Origin of the sequence: Pantoea sp. 18059 (genome assembly GCF_902706165.1) — a bacterium.
GTDB classification, from domain to species: Bacteria; Pseudomonadota; Gammaproteobacteria; order Enterobacterales; family Enterobacteriaceae; genus Pantoea; species Pantoea agglomerans.
The window spans coordinates 705029-717382 of record NZ_CACSJS010000001.1; the positions used below are offsets into that span (position 1 = coordinate 705029).

At 58.5% G+C, this 12354-nt stretch carries 12 protein-coding genes; 5 read left to right on the forward strand and 7 right to left on the reverse strand.

Annotated features, from left to right (window positions below; translation table 11 throughout):
* Positions 1-107 precede the first annotated feature (107 nt).
* Positions 108-437, reverse strand: coding sequence for a cupin domain-containing protein (locus GVJ63_RS03345; RefSeq protein ID WP_159226418.1), 330 nt, complete (start codon positions 435-437; stop codon positions 108-110).
* Positions 438-576: 139 nt separating this feature from the next.
* Between GVJ63_RS03345 and GVJ63_RS03350 the strand changes: the two genes are divergently transcribed.
* Positions 577-1215 carry an RpiB/LacA/LacB family sugar-phosphate isomerase gene (locus tag GVJ63_RS03350; RefSeq protein ID WP_033767204.1) on the forward strand — a complete coding sequence of 213 codons (639 nt, stop codon included), beginning with the start codon at positions 577-579 and terminating at the stop codon, positions 1213-1215.
* 70 nt (positions 1216-1285) lie between these two features.
* Here the strand turns inward: GVJ63_RS03350 and GVJ63_RS03355 are convergent, their stop codons facing one another.
* The 6 genes from GVJ63_RS03355 to GVJ63_RS03380 form a co-directional block, all read right to left on the reverse strand.
* The gene (locus GVJ63_RS03355; RefSeq protein ID WP_010245009.1) at positions 1286-2050 is read right to left on the reverse strand and encodes an ABC transporter ATP-binding protein; all 765 of its coding nucleotides are present in this window, start codon (positions 2048-2050) and stop codon (positions 1286-1288) included.
* 9 nt (positions 2051-2059) lie between these two features.
* Complete coding sequence (locus tag GVJ63_RS03360; RefSeq protein ID WP_159226610.1) at positions 2060-2926, reverse strand: ABC transporter ATP-binding protein; 867 nt, start codon at positions 2924-2926, stop codon at positions 2060-2062.
* Positions 2898-3803: an ABC transporter permease gene (locus GVJ63_RS03365; protein WP_159226419.1), complete on the reverse strand. Its 906-nt coding sequence runs from the start codon at positions 3801-3803 to the stop codon at positions 2898-2900. The genes GVJ63_RS03360 and GVJ63_RS03365 overlap by 29 nt, the downstream gene beginning before the upstream one ends.
* Positions 3800-4831, reverse strand: coding sequence for an ABC transporter permease (locus GVJ63_RS03370; RefSeq protein ID WP_159226420.1), 1032 nt, complete (start codon positions 4829-4831; stop codon positions 3800-3802). Before GVJ63_RS03370 ends, GVJ63_RS03365 begins: the two co-directional genes overlap by 4 nt.
* On the reverse strand, positions 4828-6459 hold the full coding sequence (locus GVJ63_RS03375; protein ID WP_159226421.1) for an ABC transporter substrate-binding protein: 1632 nt from the start codon (positions 6457-6459) through the stop codon (positions 4828-4830). Before GVJ63_RS03375 ends, GVJ63_RS03370 begins: the two co-directional genes overlap by 4 nt.
* A gap of 123 nt (positions 6460-6582) precedes the next feature.
* Complete coding sequence (locus GVJ63_RS03380) at positions 6583-7737, reverse strand: mandelate racemase family protein (RefSeq protein WP_010244993.1); 1155 nt, start codon at positions 7735-7737, stop codon at positions 6583-6585.
* A gap of 346 nt (positions 7738-8083) precedes the next feature.
* On the opposite strand from GVJ63_RS03380, the gene GVJ63_RS03385 reads away from it, so the two are divergent.
* From GVJ63_RS03385 to GVJ63_RS03400, 4 genes are all read left to right on the forward strand, one after another.
* The gene (locus tag GVJ63_RS03385) at positions 8084-9199 is read left to right on the forward strand and encodes an ABC transporter substrate-binding protein (protein WP_022625670.1); all 1116 of its coding nucleotides are present in this window, start codon (positions 8084-8086) and stop codon (positions 9197-9199) included.
* 165 nt (positions 9200-9364) lie between these two features.
* Positions 9365-9772 carry a hypothetical protein gene (locus GVJ63_RS03390; RefSeq protein ID WP_010244987.1) on the forward strand — a complete coding sequence of 136 codons (408 nt, stop codon included), beginning with the start codon at positions 9365-9367 and terminating at the stop codon, positions 9770-9772.
* Positions 9773-9784: 12 nt separating this feature from the next.
* Positions 9785-11086, forward strand: coding sequence for a sorbosone dehydrogenase family protein (locus GVJ63_RS03395; protein WP_010670132.1), 1302 nt, complete (start codon positions 9785-9787; stop codon positions 11084-11086).
* Between the two features lie 626 nt (positions 11087-11712).
* A complete protein-coding gene (locus GVJ63_RS03400) occupies positions 11713-12345 on the forward strand; it encodes a DapH/DapD/GlmU-related protein (RefSeq protein ID WP_010244979.1) in 633 nt (210 codons plus the stop codon).
* Positions 12346-12354: the final 9 nt, after the last annotated feature.

Consider the following 12354-nt stretch of genomic DNA (forward strand, 5'->3'; position numbering starts at 1 on the left):
ATAAGGAATTTCAGAAAAATTCTGCGGGCCTGAAGCCGGATGCGGAGGCGGGAAAAACCAGGTCAGTCCTGCGTCAGGTCAACAGGCGGCCCACCGGGCCGCATGCACTATTTAGCGGTCAGGAAATCTTCGCGCTGCGGTGTAAACGTATCCAGTAATGTGCCCGCCTCAAGACAGACACAGCCATGAACCACATTGGGCGCTTTATAGAGCGTATCTCCTGCGCCCACCTCACGCGTTTCACCATTGATGGTGAAGGCAAAACGTCCGCTCAGCACATAGGTCAGCTGCTCGTGGGGATGGTGATGCAGCGGGCCGACAGCCTCTTTCTCAAAAATCACTTCTACCGCCATCATGGTGCCGCCGTACGCCAGCACGCGGCGGGTCACGCCGTTGCCCAGATCTTTCAGTGGTCGCTCTTTATGGTAGATAAACATCGCAATCCTCCTGCGGTTGCCCCTGCTGCGGTGACCGTTTTGTGATGGATCTCACAGCACTCGGGTGAATTAGTTTATGCACTTTAGTGGTTTTTCACTAAAATGAAACGGTGTTTCAATTAATTTATAAGGGTAGATCATGAAAATCGCGTTAATGATGGAAAACAGCCAGGCCGCTAAAAACGTTACCGTGCTGAAAGAACTGGAAGGCGTCGCACAGCCACTGGGCCATCAGGTCTTCAACGTCGGTATGAGCGATGAGCAGGATCACCACCTGACCTATATTCACCTCGGCATTCAGGCCAGCGTGTTGCTCAACAGCCAGGCCGTGGATTTCGTGGTCGCGGGTTGCGGCACCGGGCAGGGCGCGCTGATGTCGCTTAACATTCACCCGGGCGTCGTCTGCGGCTACTGTATCGATCCGGCGGATGCCTACCTGTTTGCCCAGATCAACAACGGTAATGCCTTATCTCTGCCGTTCGCCAAAGGCTTTGGCTGGGGCGCTGAACTTAACCTGCGCTTTATCTTTGAAAAAGCCTTCACCGGCGAGAAGGGCAATGGCTATCCGCCAGAGCGTAAAGAGCCGCAGGTGCGTAATGCCGGTCTGCTGAATCAGGTCAAAGCTGCCGTGATCAAAGAGAACTACCTCGACACACTGCGCGCCATCGAACCTGAACTGGTGCGTACTGCCGTTAGTGGCCCACGCTTCCAGCAGTGTCTGTTTGAGCATGGCAAAAATCAGGAAATCGTCGCTTTTGTGCGTCAGCTGACCCACTAACGCATCCGGGGTCATAAGGCCGGTCTGACCGGCCTTTTTTTATTCTCTCTTTCCCGACATCAGCTGAACGTCAGCTCTGCTGCGCCAGCGCCGGATTGTAATGACGACTCGCCTCTACCAGCATCCGGGTGTAGGGCATCGCGGCGCGGTCGGCCACCAGCGTCGGCACATCCAGCGTCTCCAGCACCTTGCCCTGTTGCATAACCGCCACGCGATGGCAGAGGTGCGCCACCACGCCGAGATCGTGCGTCACCATCAGATAGGTCAGGTTCTCCTGCTGCTGCAGATCGCTGAGCAGATTGAGGATCTCCGCCTGCACCGAAACATCCAGTGCGGAGGTCGGCTCATCCAGCAGCAGCACGCGCGGCTCTAAAATCAGCGCACGGGCAATCGCCACGCGCTGACGCTGACCACCGGAAAGCTGGTGCGGATAACGCGTCTGCCAGGCGCGATTCAGCCCGACCTTATCCAGCATCGCCACGACGCGCTGCTGGCGCTGCCCGATACCCTGAATCTGTAATGGCTCTTCAAGGATATCGCCCAGCGTATGACGCGGATGCAGGGAGCCATAAGGGTCCTGAAACACCATCTGCACCTGACGGCAGCGCGCCCGATCGATGCGGTGCGCCAGCGGCTGGCCATCAATGGTCAGCTCTCCCTGCCAGTGATTAAACAGGCCCGCCAGACACTTCAGCACCGTGGTTTTACCCGAGCCTGACTCACCGACCAGCCCGAAGATTTCACCCTGTTTAACCTGCAGGCTGACGTCGAACAGCACCTGATTACGGCGACCCTCTTCACCAAAACTCAGGTTGAGATTTTTCACCTCAATCATCGTAACTCCTTAGTCAGTTAGCCAGCTGGCGTGACGTTGTAACACAGGCAGACGCGTGCGCCGCCGATCAAGGTCGGGCAGTGCTGCCAGCAGTCCCTGGGTGTAGGGATGCTGCGCGCGATCAAGTTCGCTGGCGTCCAGCGACTCCACCACGCGCCCGGCATACATCACCAGCACCCGATCGCAGAAGCTGCGCACCAGATTGATATCGTGACTGATAAAAATCAGTCCCAGACCGCGCGCTTTCACCAGATCATCCAGCAGCGCCAGCACCTGCAGGCGAACCGAGACATCCAGCGCAGACGTGGGCTCATCGGCAATCACCAGTTCCGGCTCGGTGATCAGCATCATGGCGATCATGACGCGCTGCCCCTGGCCGCCGGAAATCTCATGGGGATAGAGCTGATATACCCGTTCAGGATCGCGGATCTGCACCTCCTCCAGCATCGCCAGCGCCCGCTGACGTGCCGCCGATTTCTGGCCGCGATGGTGACTGCGCCAGGCTTCGGCAATCTGTTCGCCAACCCGGATCACTGGATTCAGCGAATATTTCGGGTCCTGCATAATCATCGAGATACGTTTGCCACGAATAGCGCGCATCTCTGCCGGGCTGGCGTGCAGCAGGTCGATATCGCCAAACTGCATCCGGCTCGCCTCAATGCGCGCCTTAGCTGGATGCAGCTGCAGCAGGGCGCGACCCACGGTCGATTTACCGGAGCCGGACTCACCGACAATCGCCAGCTTCTCCTGACCGAGCTGAAAGGAGACGCCACGCACCGCCGGCGTAATCTGGCGTCCGTTAACAAAGTTCACGTGCAAATCGCGCACGTCGAGCAACGGCGAGGCGTTACTCACTGCGGGGATCGAGCAGGTCACGTAGGCCATCTCCTAAGAAGTTAAATGCCAGGCTATTAATCAGGATCGCCAGACCGGGAACGGTCACCACCCACCAGCACTCCAGCATGTAGGTGCGGCCACTGGCAATCATCGCGCCCCATTCCGGATCCGGCGGCTGCGCGCCCAGCCCGAGAAACCCCAGCCCGGCGGCGGTGAGAATAATGCCCGCCATGTTCATGGTGATGCGGATAATCACCGACGGCAGGCAGAGGGGAATAATGTGCTTCCAGAGCACCCGCAGCGGCGACGCGCCCTGTAAGCGCACCGCCGAGATAAAGTCCGCCTGACGCAGCGACAGCGTTTCAGCGCGGGCCAGACGGGCTATGGGTGGCCAGGCAGTGAGTGTAATCGCGATCACCACATGCTCCAGACCCGGCCCCAGCGCGGCAACAAAGGCCAGCGCCAGTACCAGGCTCGGGAAGGAGATAAAGATATCGGTGACGCGCATCAGCACGCCGTCGACTTTGCCGCCAAAATAACCGGCGGTGACGCCCAGCAGCAGGCCCAGCGGCCCGACGGTGACCGATACCAGCAGCACGATGTAGAGCGTGATGCGTGCGCCCCACACCAGACGACTGAAGATATCCCGGCCAAACTCGTCGGTGCCAAACCAGTGGGCCGCGCCGGGAGGCGTCAGCGCATTGTTCAGATCCTGAACCAGCGGGTGATACGGCGCGATCCAGGGCGCGAACAGCGCCACGATGCAGAGCACCAGCACTATGCCACCACCAATCGCGGTCAGGGGATTACAGGCCATGCGCCAGAGGAAATAGCCGCAGCGGGCAGCAAAACGCTGACAGCGCACCAGCCGCTCACGGGAATGACTCACAGACCCAGCGTCAAAAGAGATCGTCATACTTTGGTCCTCGGATCGAACACCAGATAGAGCAGGTCGGAGATCAGGTTAAGCAGCACAAAAATCAGGCCCACCACCAGCACACAGCCCATCACCGCATTCATATCGCCCAGCATCAGGCTGCCGGTGAGGTAGGAGCCAAAGCCGGGCCAGGAGAAGACGGTTTCAATCAGCACCGCGCCCTCCAGCAGCGAGCCATAGGCCAGCGCCACCACGGTCAGCAGCTGCACCAGGATATTGCGGAAGGCGTGCTGCCAGATCACCTGCCATTCAGTCAGCCCTTTGACCCGCGCGGTCAGAATGAACTCCTGCGACAGCTGCGCGAGCATAAAGCTGCGCGTCATGCGGCTGATATAGGCCATGGAGTGAAAGCCGAGCAGCGAGGCGGGCAGCACCAGATGATTCAGCGCATTCCAGAACACCTGACTGTTGCCCGCCAGCAGGGCGTCAATCAGCATAAAGCCGGTGCGACGTGGCACGATGCCATCCAGGCTGAAGTCCACCCGACCTGCGCCGCCGACCCAGCCGAGATGGGCATAGAACAGCAGCAGGCCAATCATGCCGACCCAGAAGATTGGGGTGGAGTAACCGGCCAGGCTGAGCATCCGCACCACATAGTCGATGACGCTGTTGCGACGCGCCGCCGCCAGCACACCCAGCGGCACGCCCAGTCCTGCGCCAATCACAATCGCCAGCGTGGCCAGCTCTACGGTTGCCGGAAAGACGCGCACAATGTCATGCACCACCGGCTGACCGGTGAGCAGCGCATGGCCGAGATCGCCATGCAGCAGCGCGTTAAGGTAGATGCCAAACTGCACCCACAGCGGTTTATCAAAGCCGAGCTGGTGATAAACCTGCTGATAGGTGGCCTGATCGGCGTCGGGGCCGACAATCGCCAGCACCGGATCCAGCGGCATTACCCGGCCAATAAAAAAGGTCAGTAGCAGCAGGCCGAACAGGGTAATCACTACCTGCACCGCGCGATGGCTGATGCGGCGGCACTGAGTTCGGGTCAGGGTCAGGATCATAGGGTGCCTCCCGCTTTGGCTTCAGGGGTTTTCCAGACATCGCGGAGGAAGGTGGTCGCTGAGGGATGCGGCTGATAAGCCTGCACCCGGTTGCTGACCACCACGGAGTCGAGCATTTGTGAAATCGGCATCAGTGCAGGTACCAGCTGGTCATAGCGCTGCTGGATGGCGTAATAGGCCTGCTGCTGGCGGGTTTTGTCGCGCTCCACCAGCGCCTGATCGATCATGCTGTTGAGCTGCGCGTCGTAGAAACCGGTGCGCCAGCCCTGGAAGTTGGTCAGCCGGGCGCTGTCAGCATTATTCGGGTTATAGACCAGCGCACGCAGGCTGGAGTGGGGATGCGGCTCCACGCCGCTGCCACCGCGCCCGACCAGCAGACTGAACTGGCGATCGCGCATCGCGCCATAGATCTGGTTACCGGTGCCGGTGATGATTTTTGCGCGGATCCCGCCCTGGAGCAGCGTCGACTGCACGGCGATGGCGATGTTCAGAAATGGCTGATCGGCCAGCACCCGCAGCGTGGTGTCGAAGCCGTCCGGATAACCCGCTTCAGCCAGCAGTGCGCGGGCGCGCGGCACATCGAGCCGGTAACCGGGATTGGGCAGCGTGGCGGGCATGCCAGCCTGAATCGGGCGCTGATGCAGCTCGCCATAGCCGGTCATCAGGCTTTTATTGATGCCCTGATAATCGACCAGGTAGCGTACCGCCTCCCGCACTTTGATATTGTCGAAGTGCGGATCTTTCATGCTCATCGCCAGGTAGTAGATCGTTCCTTTTCTTACCGCATCAATGGTGAGATCGGGGTCGTGCCGCAGGGCGCGCACGTCGGGGATCGCCATGTTACTGGCGATATCCAGATCGCCTTTCTCCATCATCAGCCGCAGGGTCTGCGACTCCTGCAGATGGCGGAACACCACCCGCGACATCTTCGCCTCGCCGCGCCAGTAATCGGTCGCACGACTCATGCGCAGCACATCTTTTGCCTGCCATACATCCAGCCGGAACGGGCCGGAGCCCGCTTCATGGGTGGTGAGCCAGCGGTTGCCCCAGTCGCCATCCACCTCATGCTGCTGCACGGTTTTGCTATCCAGCACCACCATGCTGCCCAGCGCCGCCAGCGAGTAGATCACCAGTTGCGGATCGTTAGGTCTGGGCAGGGTGATCACCAGCGTGCGGTCGTCGGGTGCGGTAATCATCTGGTCAACGTTGTCACGGCTGAAGCCGTACGATTTCCACACCGACGCCTGCGCCAGGTTCAGATGCAGCACCCGCCGCATCGACCAGACTGCATCGGCGCTGGTCAGCGGATTGCCGGAGTGAAACCTGACGTTGTCGCGCAGGTGAAAAGTCAGGGTGCGGTTATCCGGACTGACTGACCAGCGTTCCGCCAGCGCCGGGCGCACCTCGGTGAGTTGCTGCGGGTTCAGCTCGACCAGTCCGTCATAGAGATTCACGACAATGCCGACCACTTCGTTGCCGGTCATAGCGGCCGGATCCAGGGTGAGCAGGTTATTCATATTCATGCCGACGATCAGCTGGTCATCCGGGGTCTTTGCCTGGATTGACGCGCTGCCCGTCAGCACCAGCAGCGTGATCAGCCACGCGCCACATCGTTGTGTCAGGGTCATAGGTAAAGTCCAGCAGGTCAGAGGTTTTCCCGTTTACGACTCTGCCTGCTGCTGGCCACCGGGATGGCAGGCAGCAGGCGGGCGACGGGGTTATTATTGTTTGCCGTACTTCGGTAGTGCGATTTACCAGCGGTTCAGCGTGTGCGTCTCAATCCAGCTGAAGTTAATATCCTCACCCAGCCCGCTGCGGGTGGGCAGGGTGACAAATCCCTGATCGTCCATCGGGTCGATCAGGCTGTTGAGGTAGGCGGGCGGTGTTTCATAATCCAGGAAGGGATGCAGCAGGCCGCGCTCATACCAGCGGCAGTTACGGATCGCCCCGACCACCGCCAGGCTGGCCGCACCGTTGCCGTGCACTTCGCAATCCATGCCAAAGGCTTCAGCCAGATTCGCCACTTTCAGGGTGGGCGAGATGCCGCCTACGCCGTTGGCTCCGGCTCGCAGAATGTCGCAGGCTCCGGCACGCACCCAGTCGGCGCGGCTGTGATGTTTACCGCCCAGGCTCTCCGGACCAAGCACGTCGATAGAGAGGTTTTCGGCCAGCCAGGCGTAAGAGGCCATGCTCTCTTCCTCCATCGGCTCCTCGAACCAGGCGAAATTAAGCTTTTCCAGCGCCTTGCCGATGGTCAGCGCGTCACTGCGGCTGTACCAGTGGTAGCCATCCAGCATCAGCGCGATATCGGGGCCCACCGCTTCACGCACAGCCGCGCAGGCTTTGATATCCATCGCCGGGCTGGGTGCGAAGGAGACCGGCGGCATCCAGGTGTGCAGCTTGATCGCCTGATACCCGCGCGCCACCAGCTTTTCCGCGAACTGCGCATACTCATCCGGCGTTGATAATCCACCGCTCAGCTCGTCACCACACATGGTGCTGCCGTAAGCCGGGATCTTCTCGCGATAGCCGCCCAGCAGTTTGTGGACAGGCTGTTTCAGCTTCCGTCCAATCAGATCCCACAATGCCTGCTCCACAGCGGAGAGCGCCCGCTCGGTGAGCTGATGGGCGCTGCCGCGCTGCCAGTGCACCAGATCCTGCCACAGACGCTCCCGGTCAAAGGCGTTCTGACCGATCAGCACTTTGCGGAAAAAGGCATTAACCACATGGGATCGCACCACTTCCGGCGGCGCAAAGGCGTAACCACAGTCGCCTTCCTCGCTGGTCAGGGTCAGTAGCGCCATCTGCGCATCATTTTCCGGGCCAGGGTGGGAGTGCCCGGCGCTGTCGGCGCAACGCTGGGTGGGATAGGTAAAAAGGGTGACATCAATGGCGCTGATCTTCACGGTTAAGCTCCTGTGGCAGTCTGTCCTGATGAATTATTAAAACGCTGTTTCATTTTCAATCTAGCCTTCACAATTCATTAACGCATTAGCCAAAACGATACGATTAATGGCTAATATGTGTGCAACTGCCCAGGGTGTTGTGAACATATTCACGAAAGCTGACCGTTTTGTGAGCAGCGACACGCTGCGCTTTTTCCTCTTAAGAGATCTCTTTGAGCGAAACTCCGCCAGTTAACCCCGCCGCAAAAAACATTTAACCGGATGACTTCCCCTGACCACTGTTTTAGGTGATAGTAACGCCGCTTTACATTAATAATTCTCATTATCATTTGTGCGGGTTTTTACAATGAAAAAATGGTTTTTAGCGCTGGGGCTGCTCACGCTGGCAGGGACGGCTTCGGCCAAATTGATTACCGATGTCGCAGGCCGTCAGGTCGAGGTGCCGCAGGAGGCAAAACGCATCATTCTGGGTGAGGGCCGTCAGATGTATCTGCTGGCGGCATTTGATACTGATGCCCCATTTAAACGGGTGATTGGCTGGCGTGACGACTTCCCGAAAGCGGACTGGGACGGTTATCAGGCTTACGAAAAACGCTATCCGGAAATTAAAAAATTACCGACCTTTGGCGGGGCGAAAGATGGCACTTTCAACGTCGAGCAGGCGTTAACCCTGAAGCCCGATCTGGTGCTGATGAATCTGGAATCCAAAGCCGCCACCGATGAAGGCAAGCTGATTGAAAAACTGCAGGCAGTAGGCGTGCCGGTGGTGTTTATCGATTTCCGCGAAGCGCCGATGGTGAATGCGGAGAAAAGTATCCGCATCATGGGCGAACTGGTGAACAAACCGGCGCGTGCCCAGGAAATTATCACCTTCCGCCAGCAGCAGATTGACCTTGTCACCTCGCGTCTGAAGAACTTCACCGGCTACCGCCCGAAAGTGATGATTGACCGTGCAGGCGGCTACAGCGACGAGTGCTGCATGTCGTTTGGCAATGAAAACTTTGGTCAGATGGTCGAGATCGCGGGCGGTCGTAACATCGCTAAAGATCTGATCCCTGGCACCTTCGGCACCGTTAACCCGGAACAGATTATCGCCAGCCAGCCGGATGTGGTGGTGGTGACCGGCGCTAACTGGAAGAATTACAACACCGTGGGCAAATGGGTCGGCGTCGGTCCGGGTGCCAATGTCACCGAGGCTACCGCGCGTCTTAAGGGGCTGATGATGCGCGATGCTTTTAAAACCCTGCCGGTGGCGCACAACGGCAATGTCCACGCCATCTGGCATCAGTTCTACGACAGCCCTTACCAGTTTGTGGCTATCCAGGCGCTGGCGAAATGGCTGCATCCCGATCTGTTTGCCGATCTGGATCCGGACGCCACCTTCCGCACGTTCCACGAGAGATTCCTGCCGCTGCCTTATCAGCCAGGATACTGGGTCACTTTACCCGCTGATAAACCCTGACTGACCGGCGATGACAGGGACGTCATCCGCCTGATTTGCAATTCCTCCCGAATAAACCCTCTGTTTCTCTTCAGATTTACTAATCTTTTACAGGCGCGGAGTCAGTTGCTCTGAGCAGCGCGACGTCTGACGCGGTCCGCATTCACGTTAAAAATGGAGAGAAACATGCGCAATACCCTGGGAAGATCGGCCTTTGCCGTGACGCTGTACGCTCTGCTGGAGCCGGTGCCGCTGGGCTTTTTTGTCGCGGCCTGGCTGTTCGATATTCTCTATAGCCAGACCTTTGTGCTGTTCTGGACGGATGCCGCAGGCTGGCTGATTGCGCTGGGACTGATACTGGCGATTGTGCCGCGACTCATCGCGCTGGTTTATCTGTTCCGCGGCAGTGACAGTGCGGAAAAGAGTCATTTCTGGCTCTGGCTGGTGGCGATTGTGATCGCTATCGTCAATGCGTTTATTCACAGCCGTGATGCCGCCGCTGTCATCCCGCTGGGCGTGACGCTTTCGACGCTGGTGGTAGCGCTGCTGCTGCTGGCGAATGTGCAACTTGCGTTACGTCAGCGTAGCGCTTAAGGAGGAGCCACCATGAAGATACCGCATAAAACGTTGCTCGCGCTTACCCTGACAGCACTGCTGGCAGGCTGTGATGATGGTGCGCTTGTCGATCCGCAAAAGCAGATCGGACCGAATCCTGAACTGCCGCAGGCACAGAACTTCTTTATGCCGCCGATGCAGGTGCCGGAAGGCACGCCGTGGAAAGCGGGCGAAATGCCAAAAGTGGCTGACGGGCTGAAAATCGAAAAGATCGCTGACAATCTGCAGCATCCGCGTCAGGTTTATGTGCTGCCGAATAACGATGTGCTGGTGGCGGAATCCAACGGCCCGGCCAAACCCACTACCCGGCCTAAACAGCTGATTATGGGCATTGTGCAGAAAGCGTCAGGTAAGGGCGGCGCTGGCGGCAACCGGATTACGCTGCTGCGCAACGTCAATGGCAAATGGGAGCAGCACCGCTTTATTGAGAATCTGCACTCGCCGTTTGGTATGCAGCTGATTGGCAATACGCTTTACGTCGCGAATGCTGACAGCCTGGTGAAGTTCCCCTATCGCGAAGGGGAGACGGAGATCCGCACCGCGCCTGAAGAGGTGACGGAACTGCCGGGCGGGCCGATTAACCACCACTGGACCAAAGCGCTGTTGGCCAGCCCCGATGGCAGCAAGCTCTATGTGGGTGTCGGCTCCAACAGTAACGTCACCGAGAACGGCATTGGCGCAGAGTATCGCCGCGCCGCGGTGCTGGAAGTGGACGCGGCCAGCGGTGCCAGCCGGATCTACGCCAGCGGATTGCGCAATCCGACCGGCTTACAGTGGGAACCGCAGAGCGGAAAACTGTGGGCCATCGTCAATGAACGTGATGAAATCGGCTCCGATCTGGTGCCAGACTACATGACCTCAGTGCAGGACAAAGGCTTCTATGGCTGGCCCTACAGCTACTTTGGTCAGCATGTGGATACCCGTGCCGAACCGCAGCGTCCCGATCTGGTTGAGAAAGCGATTAAGCCTGATTATGCCCTGAGTTCGCATGTCGCTCCGCTGGGGCTGCTGTTCTACGGCGCAGATAACATGCCGCAATACCAGGGCGGTGCGTTTATCAGTGAACATGGCAGCTGGAACCGTACGCCGCTGAATGGCTACAAAGTGGTGTGGGTGAAATTTGAAAACGGCAAGCCGGTGGGTCAGCCGCAGACGGTGGTCTCGGGCTTCCTGACGGATGATGAAAAGCAGGTACGTGGATTACCGGTCGGTCTGGCCAGCGACAAACAGGGCGGTGTCCTGATTGCTGACGATGCGGGTAATACCGTCTGGCGAATCAGCGCCGCAAAGTAAGCATTGCGCTGCTTTTTTAAGCAGAAAGCAGGCATAAAAAAAGGATTTGGCATTTCGCCAAATCCTTTATTTTTTGTTCGCTACCCGGCTGGTAACCGCGCTGCGAACGAGGTGCTCAGCACTCTCCACAAACAAGATTGTAAAATGTGCGGCTAAGGATTTCAAGTTTCGCCAAAATGCTGTATGTTTGTACAGGTGTTGAGTGTTGAGCATCGCCTCATTGTCGACTGGCCGCTCCCAGGGGCACGGTTTTAAAATCCCGGCAGGCATCAGGTGGTGCTGGCCTGTGGCTTTAACCATGAGTGCCGCTCAGCTCTCTCCACAAAGATGTGCTTAGGCGCCCGGCGGGTAGAGTCAAAGCCCTGGTTGCCGAACAGCGCGCTCCTGTAAAAGGAGAAGGAAAGTGATGGAACTGACTAAGCTGATTCTGGATCTTATCCGGGTCATCTTGCAGATCATCGTTGCCCTTATGCAACTGACCGGTCACGCAGGTTAACCGGAACTTGAAACAAGGCGGAGCTAACCACTCCGCCTTTTTTCTTTGTCAATTCTCTGTCATCGGAGGCGGGTAAGGTGGTGCGGCAAAGCACGCCGCCGGGGCGCTGCTTATCCAGACCGGGAGTTTTATGTCCATTGCCGCCGTTATGCCCGCCCGATTAGCGCACACCTGGATTGATGAGAGTGTGAAGATGCGCGAAACCACTGTGGGTCAGCAGTGTGAGATCCTGGCGCACAGCACGCTGGAATATAGCGAGCTGGGTGACTTCTCCTATGTCGGTGAACACTGCTGCCTGGCCGATACTCAGGTGGGGCGCTTCTGCGCCATTGCTAATCAGGTACGCATTGGCGCGCCGAATCATCCCATGGACCGCGCCTCCCAGCATCGCTTTACCTACTGCCCGGAGTATTACCACCCCGACGCCCGACGCGATCAGGGCTTCTTTTCCGCCCGTCGCGCCGATAGGGTGATAATCGGTCACGATGTGTGGATAGGTCACGGCGTAATTGTGCTGCCTGGCGTCACCATTGGTGATGGTGCGGTGCTGGCTGCGGGTGCAGTCGTGACGAAAAACGTCGCGCCCTACAGCGTCGTGGGCGGTGTTCCGGCCAGGCCACTGCGGGTTCGCTTTACACCGGCTATCGCCGCACGTCTCCAGCGCATTGCCTGGTGGAACTGGCCGCTGGAGAAACTGCTGGCGAATCTGCCCGATTTTCAGCACGGTGACATCGAAGCGTTCTGCCAGCGGCACGGTGCATAGCCACCCCAC